Here is a 19,353-nt window from a genome sequence, read left to right as displayed (position 1 = left end):
AGAGCCGTTCTAAACCAAGATATTAAGAAAAAACCGGGAGCTTCGGGAGTCGGGGTGGCAAGTTCTCAAGGGCTTTCGCTTTTAAGGCGCAATTATGTATCGTCATTTGTTACAGGTCCCAACCCCGAGCCATTGGACGGCACGTCGGGAGAAAGAGTTATAAAACTGCGCCTTACTAGACGTTCTGTTTCGGAAGGTTTTAGAGAAATAATTTTAAGCATTAATCCCAATACAAAATTAATACGCCGTGTCGAAGGACGAACAATCGGCGAGGGCGAATTGCGTTTTGATTTTGTAAATATAAGGACAAACGTGGGTATTCCTGAAGCGCGTTTTGATTAGGATACTCTGCCCTCGGCAAACATGTGGAACAATTTCTTGTTTAGGGATACAAATTAGGGTAGAAAACAAATGGAATCTCTGGGTGAAAAATTAAAAACCGCTCGTAACGAAAAGGGACTCACCATTGATCAAATAAGCCGTGATACAAATATTTCCATTCGTTACCTTGAAGCGTTAGAGTCGGAAAACTTTTCCATATTTCCCGGCGAGCCTTATGTAATCGGTTTTATAAAAAATTACGGAGCATACCTTGACCTCGACATTCAAAAATTAATTTCACTTTACAGGGCGTTAAAAATTCAGGAACAGCCAATCCCGGTAGAACAGCTTTTAAAAAGTCCTCCGCAAGTGCCAAGGTTTTTAGTTCCCACCATATTAATTTTAGCGGTATTAGGGTTAGGCGGTTGGTTTGTCTATTCTTTAATTATCAACAATAAAAATAGACCTTATCTAAGCTCACCCGCAGGACGCACCCCCGCCGAATACATAATGGAAGGCAATTCCATGGAACGCCGATTATATAAAAATGATTCTGTTTTAATTCCCGTAGATAACGAAACTTACAAATTGGAACTGTATAACATGGGCGAAGCTGTAACAATTCGCACTCCGGCAGGTAATGAAGTTCTTGATTTAAGCCAGGAAGTTAACATCGATCTTAATAACGATGGTATCCCCGAATTGCGCATAACGGTAGCGGACTTTGCCAAGAACAACGCCGACATGGGAGCGTTACTCCATTTTTACTTGATGGACGCCGCCGTTTACACAGGTGCGGAGATAGAACAAAACATTACCCACACAGTTAATACTGTAAGCGCCGCAAGTTCCACTATTTTTCCCGCTTCCGCGGCGGCGTATCCTTTTACTTTACAGGGAAATTTCCAAGGGTATTGCATGTTCCGTTGGGAAATACTTAACGAGAGAGATCGCAAGGGGGCTACCCAGCGTTATTACCAAAGATCAGAGGTACTTGATATTCAAGCTCAAAATGGTATTCGCATTTGGGTGTCTAACGCCCAGACCGCAAAACTTCAGGTAATCGGCGGAGGGCGTACAGTGCCTTTGGAAATCGGCTCTGCGGGCGAAGTTGTCGTAGCGGATATTCGCTGGGTTAGAGACGAAGAAAACCGATACCGCCTTGTGCTGATAAAGCTTGAAACCTAATTCGGTTCCGTAAAAAATGCGCTATTTTCTTGATCCTTTCGGTTGCGTAAAAAATCAAGTTGACGCTGAAAATATGATGTCCCACCTTAACAAAGCAGGGTGGGAAAACGCTCTCGAAGCGGAAGACGCTGATTTAATTATTGTCAATTCCTGCGGATTTATAGAAAGTGCAAAAAAAGAGTCGATTAACGCCGTTCTTGAGTGGCGTAAACTTTATCCAAGTAAAAAAATACTTCTTGCAGGCTGCCTTGCCCAACGTTATGCGAAAGAACTTGCCGAAAGTATGCCGGAAGCCGACGGGTTTTTTGGGATGGACAACCTTGCGCAAATTACCCAAACGGCGGCAAATCTTGTAGACGAGGAAAAAACAGCTAATATATCACATAACGCTATTACACCAACGGGAGAGCGTCCGCTTTTATCTCTTCCTGGTTCGGCTTATGTAAAAATAAGCGAAGGGTGCAACAACCGCTGTTCTTTTTGTGCGATTCCACTTATTCGAGGCGGACTTGTCAGCCGAACAATTCCCGACATTTTGGAAGAATGTAACTCGCTGTTGAATCGCGGCATTAGGGAACTTTGTATCATCGGGCAGGACATTGGCTCTTTTGGGACGGACACTGCAAACGCAGACACCACCGCAAAATTGCCTGAACTGCTTGAGGCGATTTCTTCACTTAAAGGGCATTTTTGGGTACGTCTGTTATACATTCACCCCGACCATTTCCCTCTTAAAATCCTCGATCTTATGGAAAAAGATTCTCGTTTTCTTCCCTACTTTGACATTCCTTTTCAGCACGCTTCGACAAAAATACTTATCGCCATGAATCGTCATGGCAACGCAAAAGAATATCTTGCGTTACTCAAAACCATTCGTGCAAGACTACCAAATGCTGTTATACGCTCTACTTTTCTGTTGGGCTTTCCCAATGAAACAGAGGAAGACTTTGCGCAGTTACTGGATTTTCAGCAAAAAGCCAATTTAGACTGGCTCGGTTGTTTTGTGTATTCAAGAGAGGAAGGAACAGCGGCGTACTCAATGAAGGGGCGTGTTTCAGCCAAAACCGCAAAAGAGAGAAAACAAATAATTGAAGAGCGGCAAATCCCTATTACCGAAAAAAACATGGATCGCTTTGTAGGTGAAATTTTGGAAGTGTTAATTGAGGAGCGTATTGAAGCGAACACCAAAGCGGGCGGTGAAGACGCAGAAAGTTTTTTACTTGGACGGACCTACTGCCAAGCCCCCGACATTGACGGTGCGGCGGTTATCGTAAAAAGCAAGGCAAGCGAAGTAAATCCGCAGTTGGGAGTTTTTGTAAAGTGCAAAGTTATTGCGCGAAGAGGGTTTGATTTAGAGGTTTGTGTTTAGTTGTGTCTGTTATTAAATATAATTTACACAAAATACTTGCCATAGAAATAAAAAAATATTATCTTAAATACATGATAAAACTAAGAAAATATTTTCTGCCCATTTTAATAATTATTCTGCTTTTTTCATGTAAAAAGAGCGATAATAACGCAGGTAAAGAAGACAATATTTCCGAACAGAGTATGGCGGAAGAAACTCCTATCTATAAACCAAGAAAAGAACAAAAATGGATAGATAAAGACATATTTGAAGAAAAAATGAAAAATGATACTGTCGCGGCAGAAATCGCGGTGGATTTTGCATATAGAAATGCTTCCGCTATCGGTGGTCCTCCATGGTATCAAGAATCAGGTATAGAAAATGTTCCAGAAATTGAAGCTATAATACCAGTACAAGGGTATTATATTCAACAATCAGAAAAGCAATTCGCAAACGGACGTTCACCGGAAATCCTAGTATTGTCCGTTAAAGATAAAAATGTATATATCAGAGAAATTGATTTAGTAAAAGGAGAAATAGTTACAAGAAAAGAAATTTTACTGCAATTTAATGGTAAAACTTTTGCGCATAACCGCACAAAATTAGAAACAGAAAACGAAAAAATTCAAATATTATATTTAGAAAATGCTCCTGAACAAACATGGCGAGGTCCTTTTGAATACGAAATACCCTACACCTTTGCCGGTAATCTTGACGATCCTATAAAGGATAATGTCCGTAAGTTAACAAGCGATTATTTAGAAACTTTCACAGGATATTATGACTTTGATTCATGCAAAATAATAGAATCTGACAGAAACCAAAGTTTATTTTATATGCAAAATGACGCTCTCCAAATTGTGTATAATAAAGAATTGAAATGTTTAACGGTTTTGTTTAGTGGAGCGAGCCGAATTAATCTTCAACCTAAAAATTTTATTGAAACAGATGATGAACGGATTTTTTATTGGATTTTTGGCGAAGGAGCCGGTTATAAAGAAGATAGACTTTATTTTTATAAAGGCGGCATTGTTTATACTCGTGATTATAACGAACCTGATTTTTCCAGTCGAGACGAAAATGATTATCCTACAAGAGCAATAAATGAAAAATATGTCATTTTCTTTAAAAAAGAAATGTAAAACAAAAACTCGGTAAAATCCGCCTGACACCTACCCCCGTTTCTGTTACAATTAGCAAATGCGTTCTGCGGATTATCCTTCATATCTTGAACCACTCAACGACGAACAACGCCGAGCTGTTTTGCACATGGGAGGTCCTCTGCTGATACTGGCAGGAGCGGGGTCGGGTAAAACAAGGGTAATCACTACAAAGATAGCGTGGCTAATTAGGGAGCAGGGAATGGACCCTCGTTCCATTTTGGCGGTAACATTTACAAACAAAGCGGCAAGAGAAATGGCGGAACGTGCGAGGCAGATTGACGAGCGAGCCGGGGACGCAATGTTGCGGACTTTTCATTCTTTTGGAGCGTGGTTCTTGCGGCGTAACGGAAGCCTTATCGGTCTTGATTCGGGGTTTACCATTTATGATGACGATGATGTCGTTTCCCTTCTCTCCTCTGTTTTGGAAAACATTCCCAAAGCCGATGTGAAACATTACGCTCACAATATTTCCAGAGCGAAAGATTATTTTCTCTCTCCCGATGATCCAGAGCTTGCGATTATCGATCACAACAAAAAGTTCCGAGACATTTACAAGCGATATGAAGACCGCATGACGCAGATAGGCAATGTCGATTTTGGCGACTTGATAAAAAAACCTGTAGAGATTCTTCGCAGTCAACCGGAAGTGGCTAGGCGTTTCCATGAGCGGTTTCGGGTAATCATGGTAGACGAGTATCAGGACGCAAATGTGGCACAGTTCAGGCTGTTAAAAGAATTGTGCGGCACTGACACTTATGTTTGCGTGGTCGGCGATGACGACCAATCCATTTACCGCTTCCGAGGTGCGGAAGTAAAAAATATTCTTGAGTTCCCCGACAAATTTTCTGGTGCGGACATTATCCGCCTTGAGCAAAATTACCGCTCGACATCTTCTATTTTGAAAGTAGCGTCCTCAGTTGTCGATTACAATCACGGACGCTTGGGAAAAACTCTCCGTGCCGAAAAAGGAGACGGACCTGTACCTGTGCTTGTCTATCTTCATGATCAAAACGAGGAAGCGTCTTTTTGTGCGGATAAAATCACCGCCTCCGTAAAAAAGAAAGAAACAGCGTGGTCGGATTGGGCTATCCTTTATCGCACCAACGCACAATCAGCAGGCTTTGAAACTGTTTTTCTGCGAAAGAGTATCCCCTACCGAGTTGTCGGCTCATTAAGATTTTATGAACGTGAAGAAATAAAAGACTCTCTCGCACTTTTGGCTTTTCTTGTAAATCCTCGTGATGAAGTCGCTTTTCGTCGCATAGTAAACAAACCCACAAGAGGCGTAGGTGCGGCAACAGTTGACAAGCTGACTGAAGCTTCCAGCGAACACAACGGCAACTTGCTCGAAGCGAGCCGTGCAATGGACTGTTCCGCAAAAGCCCGCAAAGGTTTGAATGAGTTTATCAAGATTATTGAAGACTCAAAAAATTTATTGGCTCAGTCTGTACACACATTTGAAGATGAGCAAGATAGCGATCTTGCTTCCGGCGATAATCTTTCGCTTCTTGTTACAAAAATAATTAACGATTCAGGCATTGCCGAGTATCATAAAACGCAAGACGAGATAGCAGGCATTTCAAAAACAGGCAATTTACTGGAACTTGTAAACGCCGCCGGTGAATATCCAAACACCCGTGAAGGTTTGCTCGAATTTTTGGAAGACATCGAACTTGACCGCTCAATGGAAGATAATGCAAACGCAAATAAATCGGGCGACTTGCAAAACGCCGTAACGCTTATTACTTTTCACAATACCAAAGGTTTGGAATTTAAGCGTGTAATAATGACAGGGCTTGAGCAGGGCATTTTTCCAAGAGAAGACAAAAAAGGCGATGAGCTTGAAGAAGAACGTCGGCTTTTTTATGTTGGAGCTACTCGTGCCATGGACGAGTTATATTTGACAACCTGTGCAGAACGGCGAATGTACGGAAGAACCGCTCCTGCACAACCATCGCTATTTTTGCGTGAGATTGACAGAAGCTGTCTGCAAATAAAAGAGCTTACGCCGACACAAAACGCCGACACGCTGCACTATGCAGGCAGAAGATCATTCATCGGCAGAAACTTTAATCCGCTTAATCCGCAAAGTCTGCACGCAAGCGGATTAGGCAATAGCGCAAAAAGTAGCGCAAAAAGTAGCGCAAAAAGTAGCGCAAAAAGTAGCGCAAAAAGCAAAGCAAACGCTGAACTTGAAGAACGTGCAGGCTGGCGAAAAGGGCAACGCCTGTTTCACGAAGATCACGGCTACGGCGCTGTCGTGGGAGTAAAGGACAGCGAGGACGGACCCGTCGTCCATGTTCGTTTCGATTCAGGACAGGACAAGATATTTTTAAGCGAGTATCAGGGCAGGTCCTATGAAAAAATTGGAGATGATTGTTAAAATAGATAATATGGAAATAAAAGACGATTTCGATTTATTAAGAAAACTCCCGAATGTTCTGCGAGCGAGGGGCTTCCGTCTTTATTTGTCCAATGGAAAACGTTTAGTCGATCTTTGGCTAAACGGCGGAGCGGCAGTCTTGGGTCATACTCCGCCAAACATTTTACGCGAACTAAAAAACACCGCAAGCCGAGGCTTATATTCGCCCTTCCCCCACTTCACCGAAGCTCGTTACTTAAAAGCCCTATCCAAAATTTTCCCAAATAGACTTTTCCGCCTCTACGCCGCTCCACCTCAGGAATTGTCCGTACTTTTCAACAACGGAAACGCCAAACTGTGGCGACCTTTTACCAACCCCACAAACCCATTTGCGGTAACAGATAACGCCCCTATTCTTATCCCCGTACTCCCCGGCATTCAACTCTGGCGTAACGGACTGCCGATAGGCTTGTGCGTAGTAGCCGCCGAAACTGAAACCCAACTTGCAAATCTGCCACCGAGCGACATTCTTCCCCCTGTCCTGCTTGCAACCGCAACTCGTGGAATCCACGACCTTCTTGCCGCCCCAAATAGAGCAACCCCTAAATTCCAACGCATCGAAAAAATATTAAAAAACAACCTCCTGCAACGACACGGCATTTATCTTGAGTTGAAAGAAAAAGCGGAAACAGAAAACTGGTCAACTCTATTCCAAAAATTTTTGGAAGCGGGATTTTTATTCCCCCCCACCCCGTCCTTTCCGCTTATCCTTCCCGGCGAACTATCTGACGGAGAGGAAGCGAAATTGGCGGTTGTGTTGGGGGAGATGTAGGGAAATATTTTTTATTTTCTTATCTACGTTTTATCAATTAAATAATTAACGTGCTTCTGCTTGAAACCGCTTTAAAAACCCTGGATCATCTCTTACAATTTCAAGTAATCGGCGAGAAGCTCCTTCCGGCTTGTTGCGACCATTTTCCCACGCTTCCACTGTTTTTGGAGAAACACCAAGCGACCCGGCAAATACTACTTGGCTTAATCCTGTTTTTTGTCGTATCCGTTTAATATCATTAGTATTGAAAGCAGTTACTGGTTTTATAGTCAATTTGGTTTTTCGGGCATGGATTTTACCTTGTTGGTAATCTGCGGCTTCGGTTAAACCTTGCATAATACTTTTGAAAACGATCATCTTTTATTCTCCTGTTCTTTCAATCCTTCTTCCAGTCGGATAATTATTTTGGCGATTTCGTTTCGTTCGGCTTTAGAAAGATTGTCTTTCTCTTTTTTTGGATATGCGGTTATGAGATAAATTGCCTCATAAAAAGCAAAATCCACATAAGCAACTCTGCCGCTTCCGCTTTTTCCCTGCCTCTCAAAAGCAATGCGTATTTTACGCAGTTTTTTTGTTCCCTGAATTACTTTCCCAGCTTTTGGATTTTTCAACAGGGTTTCTTGCAGTTGACGTAGTTCATTATCGCCCAAACCCATTCTTTGCCATTGGCGATCAAACTCCGGCATTATTACAAATTCACGAGTCATATAGCTACATTATAATATACCCTATTAAATAGGGTTTGGCAAGTAAAATAAAAATCAATTATTCTTTTCCCTCTCTGGTACTATTTTCGTAATTAATAATTTCCAGTAACTGCCGCTTGAAATAGCCCTTAAAGAAGGGGTTTAACTGGCGGTAAAGGTTGACGATTTCCTCAATTTCCTGATCCGGCTCGCTTGCGAACATTTCCCCTTTTCCTGTTTCCAACCATTTTGAACTTATCCCTGTGGTTAGGTTGATGAGCTTGATCATGCGGGAGTTGACTTTTCGGTCGCCAATTTCCATAGAACCTAAAAAACCGGTAGTAACGCATATTTTTTCGGAAAATTGGGCTTGGGTCATGTGCAATTGCTTTCTGGCGTAGGCTAACCGCTCATTTACAGTCATCACCATAGTTTAACAAATATCATCATAGATAACAAGATAAAGGAAATAATGGGTAATTTATTCTAAAAATAGTGTTTTTTTGTTAATTTATGGTTGACATATTTACACCTATAATGTAAATTCTATATCTGTGATGTTATCGAATTACCATATATTTGATAGGTGTGGTATTCAAGACTTAAATTTTCCAAAAGCAACAACTATCGGTTCAAAAGCATTTTATTGGTGCTCTGAATTACAAAATGTAAATCTTCCACTTGTAACAAGTATCGGTGATGAAGCTTTCATTATCTGTCCTAAAATTGTAAATGTTACAATGGGTACTGTCGCACCTACTCTTGGTACAAAAATATTTGGCACAGATTTATCAACAGCTAGAACTATTACGGTTAAAGTACCTAGTGAAACTACAGGATATACCCCATTTACCGGTACACTCTTCAGTGTTTCTGGTACAGATACTACCGCAAATTGGGCTAACGGTTTCCGCGGAGGTGGTTGGAACGGATCTGGTTTTGTGCCAGGATCTGTTTATATTAACTCAGGCATCACTTTGATTATTCAGTCGCAGTAAGGAAATAAAACATAAAATGCCCAAACTAATTTGTCTTTACAAGAGTAAGTATAATGAAAATTGAACGTATTACTTTAAAAACTCCGAATAAAGGCGATGTGGTTTGGGCAATCCGATTACCATGTCATTGCGGTATATACGAAGGAGATGATTCCGTTATTCACTTTGCGCCGCTAAACGGCTCCAAGATGAAGGAAGACGCGGTTATCCATAGGTCAACCCTTGCAGAATTTGCAAACTGTTCCCCTTTCCTTGTAATTGAATTTCCGCCTGAAAAATGCCTCCCGCCTGAAGAAACCATTAGCCGGGCATGTTCACGTTTAGGTGAACACACCTACGACCTGTTTCTTAATAACTGCGATCATTTTGCCACATGGTGCAAAATTGGGGAACATCGCTCACTGCAAGTTGATTTAGTAAAAAAAATTGCGGTGGCAGCATGTAAAGCTATTGATAATGCCAGCGAAAAACATACTAAATTTGAGAAAGGCGCAGAAATTTTTTGTAAAATATATAAAATTGTAGAAATACTTGCATCCCCTTCCAATCAAAAATAAACTATAGTATATTAAATTGTCTGGGAAGGAGCAATATGCGTGTGACACCCAAATTACTAAGTACTATAAGCAAAAATGTATACGCTATAATAGGGAGTTTATTCCCCTACTGTTCCAACTGCACAAGCCGCCTATGCTCGCGCTCAATCTTGTATAAGTCATAAACATAGCCGCCGCTTTCCCTGTAAAGTCCTTCTTGTTCAATAAACTCATTATAACCGCTCCATATCTCTTTTATCACCAAGAGCCGCCGCCTTTAATCGTTTGAATCGTTCCGTCTTCGTTGTATCTTAATTCAATTACCTTCATGCTTCTAAGCCATGTTACGTCACCGGAAGGACGGCTGTCGTGGAAAAATAACCACCACTTTCCATTGAATTCGACTATTGAATGATGTGTAGTCCAGCCTACTACGGGTGTTAAAATAATTCCCTGATATGTAAATGGTCCGTAAGGGTTATCGCCTATCGCATAACACAAAAGATGCGAATTGCCCGTAGAATAGGAAAAATAATATTTTCCATTGTATTTATGCATCCATGAGGCTTCAAAAAATTGGTTGTCGTAACCTCCGGCGGGTTTGCCTTTCTTGTCTAAAATTACAACAGGTCTTGGCTCTTCGGCAAATTGCAACATATCATCGCTTAATCTCACGACACGCGCCAGAGAAGACGATAAACCGGCAGGCGAGCTTCCCGATCCGCCAAAGTACAAATAATACACGCCGTTGTCTTCAAAAGCGCAAGGGTCGATGCTGTAGCTTCCTTTGATTGGCTCGCTTTCAGGGATAAAAGGTCCTTCGGGGCGATCAGCTATTGCCACGCCTATGCGAAAAGCGCCGTATTTATCCCTTGCCGGAAAATACATATAATACTTGCCGTTTTTAAACGCGACATCATTATCCCATAATTGGCTTTCTGCCCAGGGAATATCTTTAAGATCTAAAATTTTACCATGAGCTGTAACTTCTCCGTTTTCCACATCGTCCATAGAGAACACATGATAGTCTTTCATTTGAAAAGCTTCGCCATGACCATTCGACGTTATACCGCTTCTCCAATCGTGGGAAGGATAAATATACACTTTGCCGTTAAAAACATGGGCGGCGGGATCAGCCATATAATCCTTAGGATACAAATACCTTGCCTTGGGAGCCGTTCCCCCATTTGACTGCGGATTTGATCCGCACCCGCAAATTGACAATATGACTATAAATATCAAATAAATCCTGAAACTTTTCATTATAAAACCCCCTTACATAATACGGAAATTCTCGGCAAAATGTCAAATATATTATCAAAAACCATAAGATTAGGCTCGTTTTTCCACTTGAATCTCCCTTAAAAATCCGCGATAATTGTATTACATGAACAAGTTTATTTTCGTCTCGGGCGGCGTTTGTTCCAGTTTAGGCAAGGGTGTTGCCGCTTCTTCAATAGGGGCTCTGCTGGAAAGCAGGGGGCTTAATGTCCGTATGGTCAAATGCGACCCCTATATCAACGTAGATGCGGGAACTATGAGCCCCTACCAGCACGGCGAGGTCTACGTTACCGACGACGGAGCGGAAACAGATCTTGATTTGGGCAACTATGCCCGTTTTACCAAAGGACGATTGAGCAAGGCAAATTCAATAACCACAGGACAAGTTTACGAAGCTGTAATCCGCAAAGAAAGAGAAGGGCAGTATCTGGGCAGATGCGTTCAAGTTATCCCCCACATCACCGATGAAATAAAAAGCCGCATTTTGGCGGTCTCAAAAGAAGAAAACGACACCGATGTCGTCATCGTAGAAATCGGCGGAACTGTCGGAGACATCGAGTCCATTCCGTTTTTGGAAGCGGCTCGTCAAATTATCCATGAGCAGAGCAAGAATGACGCTATTTCAGTTCACCTAACATTAATTCCCGAAGTCGCAAGCGGCGAATTAAAAACAAAGCCGACACAACACTCTGTAAAGTCGATGCAGGAAATGGGAATTCAACCCGACATTTTAATCTGCCGCGCACCCGTAATGCTTGAAGAACCGACACGGCGGAAAATCGCCCTGTTTACCAATGTTGATCCCGACGCTGTTTTTACTTCGCCCGACATTGATACGACAATTTATCAAATACCGATGGTCTTTTTTGATCAAAAACTTGATCAGGTTATTCTTCGCAAGATGGGCGTTGAAAGCCGTCATGCCGATATGCGCCCGTGGCATTCCGTAATGGAGCGTTTTTCAGCCCGCAAGGGAAAAGTGCGTATCGGTGTTGTCGGAAAATATATGGAGTTACACGACACTTATACATCGTTATACGAAGCGTTATTCCACGCAAGCCTTGAATGTGGCGTAGAAGTGGAACTGGTAAAAATCGACTCGTCTAAACTTGAGGAAACTGAAAACACAAACGCAATTTTAGGAAAAGGCGAATCCGCCAAAAACTGTATGTTTCAAGTTGACGGCATTTTGGTTCCCGGCGGTTTTGGTGAGAGGGGAATCGGCGGCATGGTAAAAGCGGCGGCTTGGGCAAGAACAAACAAAGTGCCGTACTTAGGGATTTGTCTTGGCATGCACATAATGATAATCGACTGGGGACGCAATGTTCTGAATTGGGCTGATGCCGATTCAACCGAATTTAACCGCGACTCGAAACACCCTGTTGTTAGTCTTCTTGAAGAACAGGTTAATGTAAAAAATTACGGCGGAACAATGCGTCTTGGCGCAATGGAAACAGTAAACGAAAATGGCACACATATTTTAGCGGCTTATGGCGAAAAGCGAATAATGGAACGCCACCGCCACCGCTATGAATTTACCAACCAGTACCGCGAAGAAATGACAAAGACGGGGCTTAAACTTGCAGCTTTTAATTCCGACGGCTCTCTGGTTGAATGTGTTGAATGGACAGATCACCCGTGGGGTGTCGCCGTTCAATTCCACCCTGAATTTAAATCTAAGCCTACGGCGGCGGCTCCGCTGTTCAGAGATTTTATAGCGGCGGTTAAAAAGAATAAATGAAAAGGAAAATAAATCCCGTACATGGGACGCTCTGCATTTTATTTTTTCTCATAACGCTATCATGTACTTTTGATTATGGGGAATTAGAGCCGACTGAAAGAGAATTGCCCGACTTGGTTATGTTAAATGTAGAGTATATACGAGTAAGATCGGCAGACCCGATAGCCAAAGTTCAGGCGGAACGTGCGGAACGTTACGAGAAACAAGGCGTAATGAAACTGGAAAATTTTACATTTGAACAATACGGCGACAAAGGGCATGAAGTGAACACGCAGGGAGGAGCGGGAAACGCTTCGGTGGATATTAATTCGGGCGATATTACAATGATGAATGGCGTAAGGCTTGAAGTTGAATCCGAAGATATTATCATCGAGACAAATCAGCTTGAATGGAAAGATGAGACGCATATACTTTCAACAGGAGAGGAAGACGAGGTTGATGTTTACCGCGAGAATGGCACACATTTTACAGGTACGGGGCTTACAGCTAACGCTCGCAGTCGTTCATTTGAATTTTCAGGCGATGTAGGCGGCTCTTACGTTCAAGAAGATGATGAAAGCGAAGAACAGGAAACAATTAATGATGAATAACCGTAAAATATCAAAAATAAATCTTCACAAAAATGTATGTTTACGCAGTTTGTGTTTAATAATTTTTTTGTTACTCAGCGTTAAAAATATTTACGCCGACAAATTTTCTTTTAGGGCAGACAAAATGTCAGGCTCAAAAGCGCTTGGCAAAGAAACGACAATTTTGATAGGGAACGCTGAAGTTCGTTCCGACAATCTTTTGTTAAAAGCCGACAGAATAGAAATACAGGGAAAAGACAATCAATTTATTGTATGCACAGGCAATGTGTGGGGACACGAAGAAGACAAAAATATTTTATTTCTTACGGATAAACTCCGTTACGACCGCAAATTAAAAATAGCTCGATTGGAAGGCAACTCGTCTTTAGAGGACAGGGAAAACGAAATTGTAGCAAGAGGGCGTTTTCTTGAATATGACGATAAAAATGAAATAGCTGTTTTTCAAATATCTGTGCGTTTATTCAAAGACGAAATGGTTTGTCGTTCTGAATACGCAATTTATCACCGCAACGAAAAATTACTCGATCTTTCTGGCTTCCCCGTAGTATTCAAAAAGAACGATGAATTCCGTGCGGATAAAATCCGTGTAGATTTAGACACGGATGACGTTATCATGGAAGGAACTGTTTCAGGAACAATAATGAATTAATCTTATGTCATATAACAATGCTTTTACCAAGGAGAATATCCCGAAAACAGAAATTCCGCCTGATATTTTAGCTGTAATAACGACAGCGGCGTTAGCAAAATACAATGCCGACAATGAAATAGAAATTCAATCCAACATCATCGAAGTTACAAGAGAAAAAGCTCCACCGCCGATACCGCAGGAGTATACGCTAGGCGTTTCAAATTTATTTAAAAGTTTTGGGAAAAAACTGGTTGTAAAAGGCGTTAATTTTACAATGAAAAACGGCGAGGTAGCAGGGCTTCTTGGTCCCAATGGAGCGGGTAAGACTACAATTTTCTATATGATTGTCGGTTTTTATCAGCCTACAATGGGTTATGTGACAATGGACGATATTGATATTACTCAAATGCCGATGTACCGCCGAGCAAGAATGGGCATCGCTTATCTTCCGCAGGAAGCGTCAATTTTCCGCAAACTTACTGTTGAACAAAATATCTGGGCAATTTTAGAAAGCCGTCAGGACATTGACGATGACGCAAAAAAAGAAAAATTAGAAAGTCTTTTAGACGAGTTCGGAATCGGGCGCATACGCACGCAATTAGGGTACACTCTTTCAGGCGGAGAGAGACGCCGCACGGAAATAGCCCGCGCTCTTGCTACAGAGCCAAAATTTCTGCTGTTAGACGAACCTTTCGCCGGTATCGACCCAATCGCCGTTTATGAAATAAAGCAAATTATCCGCCAACTTGCCAAAAAAGGCATCGGTATTCTTATCACAGATCACAATGTTCGTGATACACTGGAAATAACCAACGAAGCGTTTATCATAGCTGACGGGAATATTTTTGCAAGAGGGGATAAAGACGTAATTTTGAATAACGAGATGGTTAGAAAAGTTTATTTAGGCAGCGAATTTAAGATGTAAGAGGAAAAAAATGAAAGTCTTTCTTATTTGTCTGGAAGAAGAAAAGGAAAGGTCCTCACAACTTGTGTCTTTCCTTGAAAAAACAGGTGTTTTTTCGGAAACGCTTCTTATTAAAACCAAAGATGAAGGGCGAAAAGTAATCGAAAATTTCACCCACGTTGTGGTTCTTTCGGCGCTTGGACCTGGGTGGATAGATTTTCTTGCGGGATTTTTTTGCGGTTCGCATCTTCCTATTCTTGTATTTGGGGGAAAAGCTATCGAAAACATTCCTGAGGTATATGCCTTTTGCTTTAAATTTTTTGATACTGAAGATAAATTACATGAGTATCTCTCAGACGAATACGAAACTTTCAAAAAAAATGAAGCCGCATTAGGAACAAATAAAGCAAGACAAGCTTTGCTTGACAAGGGTGTTCCCATAACAGACGACGCTCTTACCCAGTGTGTTGCCGAAGGAAAAGCGGAGGAAGTTTCTCTCTTTTTATCAGCCGGTTTTTCACCCGATACAAAAGACAAAAAAGGAATACCATTACTTTGTATTTCCGCCAGAAACAGGCAATTAAGTACCCTTGAGCTTCTACTCCGTTCTGGCGCTCAAGTAAATCTTATTTCCGAAGACAGGGGTTCTACCGCTCTTATTGACAGCGCTAGTGAAAGAAATAAAGATATGATAAAAACCCTTGTTAAAGCCGGAGCGGACGTGAATATTCAGAGCAAGGACGGACAGACAGCGCTGGTTATCGTTGTAGGTTCAGGAGATGAGGAACTTGTTGAAATATTGGTCAAAGCCGGAGCTGACCCCGACATTAAAGACGCTCTTGGCGTTAGCGCAAGAAAATACGCCACAATTTTTGGTAATAGCAAAATGCTTGCCCTTTTTGACGCTAATGCATTGAACAAAGTTCCTTAAAACGCTCAATGAGAACGTGTTAAAAACCTGTAAATACACTATAATTTAATAAATGGACAAAATTGAATATAACAAGCTTGATTTCCCATACATTAGCCGCGATCTTTCATGGGTGGACTTTAATGAACGTGTAATGAAAGAGGGGCTTCGCAAGGAAACGCCCCTACTTGAAAGATTAAGGTTTCTTTCTATAGTATCTACTAATTTTGACGAGTTTTTTATGGTTAGGGTGGCGGCGTTAAAGCGTCTGCAAAAAACGGAAGCGGGCAGGGCGGTTGATCCTTCGGGCTTAAATCCAGATCAGCAGCTAAAAGCGATTTCTCAAAAAGTCCATGACATTATGAACAGACAGTACGAATGTTTGCGTAACGAAATATTTCCCGAACTTGCGAAAAACGGTTTGTCGCTTTTGCGTCCCGATTTATGGACAGTTCCACAACTTGATTTTTTAAACTCGTTTTTTTTAACTCATATATATCCTGTTTTAACTCCCCTGCGTTTGGAAGACGACAAACCAATGCCTTTTATCGAAAGCCGCTTGTTAAACGTCGTTTTTCTGCTTGAACCTGAAAACCCGAATCCGCCATCGGGTTTAGATGGCGAAACTGCCTCCGCTCCAAAAGAATTAAAAGTAATTATACCTCTCCCCGGTGTTTTAGACAGACTTGTCTGGTTGCCAAGTTTTGAGGCGGAGCGTACCGACGGAGAAAAAGAAAAGTTTCAACTTGCTTTACTTGAAGATGTAATTGTCACATGGGGCACTTATCTTTTCCCCGGCTTCAAAATAAAAGAATCCATGTTGTTTAAAATTAACAGGGACTCTGATTTTTCTGTTGACGAACAGAGAGACGAAGATTTTGTTTCGGCGATGGTGGAAGCTCTGGAAGGCAGGGGAAGATCGGATTGTATCAGAATGGTTTATTCTTCTGGAAGTGTCATGTTAAAAGAAGAGCTTGCAAAACGTTTTTCACTTGATAATGATTTTTTGTATGAAGTTGACGGACCAATTAACCTTGTTGATTTTATGGAATTGTCCGGTGTGGCAAGTTTGGAAGACTTAACTGAAAAGCCGTGGAAAATTCATAAGCCTTTGGTTTTTAACGAGGACACATTGATATGGGATCAAATAAGTCAGGGCGATGTTATGCTACATTTGCCGTATCAGTCTTTTGATCCTGTGGTAAGATTTTTTCAGGAAGCCGCGGTAGACCCGCAGGTTATTTCGATAAGAACCGCGCTTTACAGGACGGGCGGCGCTATTCCGGGAATTGGGCTTCATTCGGGGTCTTCCGCTTTTTCTCCGGTGGTTCGCGCGTTAGAGCAGGCTGCATTGAACGGCAAGCATGTAACGGCGGTGGTTGAACTTAAAGCGCGGTTTGACGAGGAGCGGAATATTTCATGGGCGAACAGATTGGAAAAAGCGGGAGTTATCGTCGTGTACGGACTTTCGCATTTAAAAGTGCATTCTAAAATTTCGATGGTTCTGCGAAGAGAGAATGATCGCGTAAAGCGTTATGTGCATCTTTCTACTGGAAATTATAACGACAGAACCGCAAAATATTACGAGGATATTTGCCTCTTTACCTGCCGCGAGGATATTGCCTATGACGCGGGACTTATTTTTAACATGCTGACAGGTTATTCAATCGTACAAACAATGACAAAGCTTACAATCGCGCCAATCGCTCTTAAACGCCGTTTTTTGGAGCTTATCGAAAGAGAAGCGAATAGGGCAAGACAAAAGTATCCGTCAAAAATAATGGCAAAAATGAATTCTCTTACCGATGTCGATATTATAAAAGCGCTTTACAAAGCATCGGAAGCGGGCGTAAAAATTTCTTTGTGTGTCCGAGGTATTTGCACGTTAGTTCCCGGCATAGTCGGTGTTTCTGACAACATTCGGGTAATCAGTGTCATAGATCATTATCTAGAACACTCAAGAATTTATTACTTCTCCAACGGAGGCGCGGACGAAATTTACTGCGCTAGCGCCGACTTGATGACGCGCAACCTTGATCATCGCGTGGAGATTTTATTCCCCATTCAAGATGAAAAACTCCATGCGGAATTGTATGATATACTTAACGATTATTTCCGCGATAATTGTCAGGCTTCTGTTTTGAACAACGAAGGCAAATGGACATTGCTTTCGCCTTCCGCAGGGGAAAAACCTTTCCGCGTTCAAAAAGAAATGCTTTTCCGCGCGGCAAGGGACAGTGAAAATCCGGGACCCGTAAAACTTGAATATACAGTGAGGCGCAGTCCGCCTGCTGATAGGAGTTAATATGTTTAATATGTTTTTTGATCAATACTATTTATTGTTAGTAGTGCCTACTCTGATTTTATCGGTTTGGGCGCAGGTTATGGTTAAATCGACTTTTGCAAAGTATTCAAAAATACCGTCTTCGCGGGCAATTACAGGCGTTGACGCGGCGTCTCTTTTGTTAAAGTCAAATAATATCAGAGATGTAAAAGTTGAGCGTATTGCAGGCTCTCTTACCGATCATTATTCCCCCATGGAAAAAGTATTACGGCTTTCTCAACCTGTATTCGGCTCAACGTCAATCGCCGCAGTAGGAGTCGCCGCGCATGAAGCCGGACACGCTATTCAGCACGCGGTACACTGGAGTCCTCTTGCGTTAAGAAGTACGCTTGTGCCTGTGGCTAATATCGGCTCAAGAATAGGTCCATGGCTTGCGATAATTGGACTTGCTATTCCTCCCAGTTCGTCTTATTCTGGCATTTCTGACCTGTTGTTCAGGATTGGAATTCTGCTTTTCGGCGGAGCCGTGCTTTTTTATGTTATTACCCTGCCGGTAGAAATAAACGCTTCCAGAAGGGCAATAGTTGTTTTACGCGCAAATAACGTGTTAACAGAAAAAGAACTAAATGGCGTTAAAAAAGTTTTAACAGCCGCGGCTTTAACATATATTGCTTCAGCTCTTACCGCAATTGCCAGCTTACTGCGCCTTATTTTGTTATCGCGTCGTCGCAGGTAGTTAAATTTTATATAAAAATTTTAAAACTTTTTATTGTATTCTTTTATTAATTATGATATATTAATCACATGATCGAAAAGATATTCAATAAAAAGCAAAATAACTCTATACGCCTTAAACCGCTGATAAGCAGGTAATAAGGATTATTGCCGCTAAGATTTCCTATTGTTATACCGTTTACGCCGCTCAATTCGATGTCATAGGCAGAAAGCCCGGTAATCTCATTGTCAAAGGTTAGAGTCAATTGTGTGGTAGTCTCCGTTGGAGAACCGTTAGCTATTACGCTATTTAGACTGATAGGAATAGGAGGGGCAACGTAATAAATAAATACTGTACTTGAATTGATATCATAACCCTTTTTTGCTACCGTAATTGTCAAGTTTATGCTCGAAGTAAAGCCGCTGATAGGCAGGTAATACGGATTATCGCCGCTGAGCGTTCCTTTATTTATTGTTTCTTCTCCACTGTTCAATTCGATATCATCGGCGGAAAGTCCGCTAATCACATCGCTAAATACAAAGATCAGCTGCGTAGTAGTACTTTCTTGATCGCCGTTGGCTTGTACATCATTAAGGGTAACGGCAACATTTTTTACACCTGAAGCACCGCTACTTCCTCCCCCCCGCCACCACCGTCATCTGGCTCTTTACAGTTAGTTATTGAAAACCCGATTATCATTGCCAAGACAATAATCATTAATTTTTTACTAAATTTCATAACACACTCCTTTATTGCGATATATAAAAAACCTTTATTTTCGCATAAGCGAAAACACTTTTTTTCCTGTAAGAAAATGAGAATTTAAACTGTCTAAAACAAGAGAAATTAATGCTGTAATGACC

Annotated in this window: 22 protein-coding genes; 15 read left to right on the top strand and 7 right to left on the bottom strand. The window is 41.7% G+C overall.

Features of this window, described 5'->3' with window-relative positions; genetic code table 11:
- From ACYVTD_RS05010 to ACYVTD_RS04985, 6 genes are all read left to right on the top strand, one after another.
- On the top strand, nucleotides 1–342 hold a 342-nt coding region (locus ACYVTD_RS05010; RefSeq protein WP_461246688.1), incomplete at its 5' end, for a LolA-like protein.
- A 69-nt stretch (nucleotides 343–411) separates the two neighbouring features.
- Nucleotides 412–1,509, top strand: coding sequence for a helix-turn-helix domain-containing protein (locus ACYVTD_RS05005; RefSeq protein ID WP_461246687.1), 1,098 nt, complete (start codon nucleotides 412–414; stop codon nucleotides 1,507–1,509).
- Nucleotides 1,510–1,525: 16 nt separating this feature from the next.
- The gene (gene rimO, locus ACYVTD_RS05000; RefSeq protein WP_461246686.1) at nucleotides 1,526–2,878 is read left to right on the top strand and encodes a 30S ribosomal protein S12 methylthiotransferase RimO; all 1,353 of its coding nucleotides are present in this window, start codon (nucleotides 1,526–1,528) and stop codon (nucleotides 2,876–2,878) included.
- 2 nt (nucleotides 2,879–2,880) lie between these two features.
- The gene (locus ACYVTD_RS04995) at nucleotides 2,881–3,999 is read left to right on the top strand and encodes a hypothetical protein (RefSeq protein WP_461246685.1); all 1,119 of its coding nucleotides are present in this window, start codon (nucleotides 2,881–2,883) and stop codon (nucleotides 3,997–3,999) included.
- A 58-nt stretch (nucleotides 4,000–4,057) separates the two neighbouring features.
- Complete coding sequence (locus ACYVTD_RS04990; RefSeq protein WP_461246684.1) at nucleotides 4,058–6,403, top strand: ATP-dependent helicase; 2,346 nt, start codon at nucleotides 4,058–4,060, stop codon at nucleotides 6,401–6,403.
- Entirely contained in the window at nucleotides 6,378–7,214 is an 837-nt protein-coding gene (locus tag ACYVTD_RS04985; RefSeq protein ID WP_461246683.1) for a hypothetical protein, read from the top strand. Before ACYVTD_RS04990 ends, ACYVTD_RS04985 begins: the two co-directional genes overlap by 26 nt.
- Nucleotides 7,215–7,259: 45 nt before the next feature.
- On the opposite strand, the gene ACYVTD_RS04980 is transcribed toward ACYVTD_RS04985, so the two are convergent.
- From ACYVTD_RS04980 to ACYVTD_RS04970, 3 genes are read right to left on the bottom strand one after another with little or no spacing between them, the layout of a single operon-like run.
- The gene (locus ACYVTD_RS04980; protein ID WP_461246682.1) at nucleotides 7,260–7,571 is read right to left on the bottom strand and encodes a helix-turn-helix domain-containing protein; all 312 of its coding nucleotides are present in this window, start codon (nucleotides 7,569–7,571) and stop codon (nucleotides 7,260–7,262) included.
- Nucleotides 7,568–7,921 carry an addiction module toxin RelE gene (locus ACYVTD_RS04975; RefSeq protein WP_461246681.1) on the bottom strand — a complete coding sequence of 118 codons (354 nt, stop codon included), beginning with the start codon at nucleotides 7,919–7,921 and terminating at the stop codon, nucleotides 7,568–7,570. The genes ACYVTD_RS04980 and ACYVTD_RS04975 overlap by 4 nt, the downstream gene beginning before the upstream one ends.
- 58 nt (nucleotides 7,922–7,979) lie before the next feature.
- A complete protein-coding gene (locus ACYVTD_RS04970) occupies nucleotides 7,980–8,330 on the bottom strand; it encodes a helix-turn-helix domain-containing protein (RefSeq protein WP_461246680.1) in 351 nt (116 codons plus the stop codon).
- Nucleotides 8,331–8,457: 127 nt separating this feature from the next.
- Here ACYVTD_RS04970 and ACYVTD_RS04965 point away from each other — a divergent pair, with 127 nt between their 5' ends.
- Both ACYVTD_RS04965 and ACYVTD_RS04960 read left to right on the top strand, forming a co-directional pair.
- On the top strand, nucleotides 8,458–8,898 hold the full coding sequence (locus ACYVTD_RS04965; RefSeq protein WP_461246690.1) for a leucine-rich repeat protein: 441 nt from the start codon (nucleotides 8,458–8,460) through the stop codon (nucleotides 8,896–8,898).
- A gap of 53 nt (nucleotides 8,899–8,951) precedes the next feature.
- Entirely contained in the window at nucleotides 8,952–9,455 is a 504-nt protein-coding gene (locus ACYVTD_RS04960) for a lecithin retinol acyltransferase family protein (RefSeq protein ID WP_461246679.1), read from the top strand.
- A 106-nt stretch (nucleotides 9,456–9,561) separates the two neighbouring features.
- On the opposite strand, the gene ACYVTD_RS04955 is transcribed toward ACYVTD_RS04960, so the two are convergent.
- Both ACYVTD_RS04955 and ACYVTD_RS04950 read right to left on the bottom strand, forming a co-directional pair.
- Nucleotides 9,562–9,696, bottom strand: coding sequence for a hypothetical protein (locus tag ACYVTD_RS04955; protein WP_461246678.1), 135 nt, complete (start codon nucleotides 9,694–9,696; stop codon nucleotides 9,562–9,564).
- Nucleotides 9,693–10,697 carry a glycoside hydrolase family 43 protein gene (locus ACYVTD_RS04950; protein ID WP_461246677.1) on the bottom strand — a complete coding sequence of 335 codons (1,005 nt, stop codon included), beginning with the start codon at nucleotides 10,695–10,697 and terminating at the stop codon, nucleotides 9,693–9,695. The genes ACYVTD_RS04955 and ACYVTD_RS04950 overlap by 4 nt, the downstream gene beginning before the upstream one ends.
- A gap of 124 nt (nucleotides 10,698–10,821) precedes the next feature.
- Here ACYVTD_RS04950 and ACYVTD_RS04945 point away from each other — a divergent pair, with 124 nt between their 5' ends.
- From ACYVTD_RS04945 to ACYVTD_RS04915, 7 genes are read left to right on the top strand one after another with little or no spacing between them, the layout of a single operon-like run.
- Nucleotides 10,822–12,456 (top strand): CTP synthase, encoded by a 1,635-nt coding sequence (locus tag ACYVTD_RS04945; protein ID WP_461246676.1) that lies wholly within the window; start codon nucleotides 10,822–10,824, stop codon nucleotides 12,454–12,456.
- Nucleotides 12,453–13,046 (top strand): LPS export ABC transporter periplasmic protein LptC, encoded by a 594-nt coding sequence (lptC, locus tag ACYVTD_RS04940; protein WP_461246675.1) that lies wholly within the window; start codon nucleotides 12,453–12,455, stop codon nucleotides 13,044–13,046. The genes ACYVTD_RS04945 and lptC overlap by 4 nt, the downstream gene beginning before the upstream one ends.
- Complete coding sequence (locus ACYVTD_RS04935; RefSeq protein ID WP_461246674.1) at nucleotides 13,036–13,695, top strand: LptA/OstA family protein; 660 nt, start codon at nucleotides 13,036–13,038, stop codon at nucleotides 13,693–13,695. The genes lptC and ACYVTD_RS04935 overlap by 11 nt, the downstream gene beginning before the upstream one ends.
- Before the next feature lie 4 nt (nucleotides 13,696–13,699).
- Nucleotides 13,700–14,602, top strand: a complete 903-nt coding sequence (gene lptB, locus ACYVTD_RS04930; RefSeq protein ID WP_461246673.1) for an LPS export ABC transporter ATP-binding protein — start codon at nucleotides 13,700–13,702, stop codon at nucleotides 14,600–14,602.
- Between the two features lie 10 nt (nucleotides 14,603–14,612).
- Complete coding sequence (locus tag ACYVTD_RS04925) at nucleotides 14,613–15,512, top strand: ankyrin repeat domain-containing protein (protein WP_461246672.1); 900 nt, start codon at nucleotides 14,613–14,615, stop codon at nucleotides 15,510–15,512.
- Between the two features lie 52 nt (nucleotides 15,513–15,564).
- Nucleotides 15,565–17,796 (top strand): polyphosphate kinase 1, encoded by a 2,232-nt coding sequence (gene ppk1 / locus ACYVTD_RS04920; RefSeq protein WP_461246671.1) that lies wholly within the window; start codon nucleotides 15,565–15,567, stop codon nucleotides 17,794–17,796.
- Nucleotides 17,797–17,806: 10 nt separating this feature from the next.
- Nucleotides 17,807–18,511, top strand: a complete 705-nt coding sequence (locus ACYVTD_RS04915; RefSeq protein ID WP_461246689.1) for a zinc metallopeptidase — start codon at nucleotides 17,807–17,809, stop codon at nucleotides 18,509–18,511.
- Nucleotides 18,512–18,575: 64 nt separating this feature from the next.
- Here the strand turns inward: ACYVTD_RS04915 and ACYVTD_RS04910 are convergent, their stop codons facing one another.
- Nucleotides 18,576–19,016: a hypothetical protein gene (locus ACYVTD_RS04910; RefSeq protein ID WP_461246670.1), complete on the bottom strand. Its 441-nt coding sequence runs from the start codon at nucleotides 19,014–19,016 to the stop codon at nucleotides 18,576–18,578.
- Between the two features lie 86 nt (nucleotides 19,017–19,102).
- On the bottom strand, nucleotides 19,103–19,228 hold the full coding sequence (locus tag ACYVTD_RS04905; protein WP_461246669.1) for a hypothetical protein: 126 nt from the start codon (nucleotides 19,226–19,228) through the stop codon (nucleotides 19,103–19,105).
- Nucleotides 19,229–19,353 lie beyond the last annotated feature (125 nt).

This window comes from Treponema sp. R6D11 (assembly GCF_054786075.1).
This window is presented reverse-complemented; position numbering and strand designations above follow the sequence as displayed.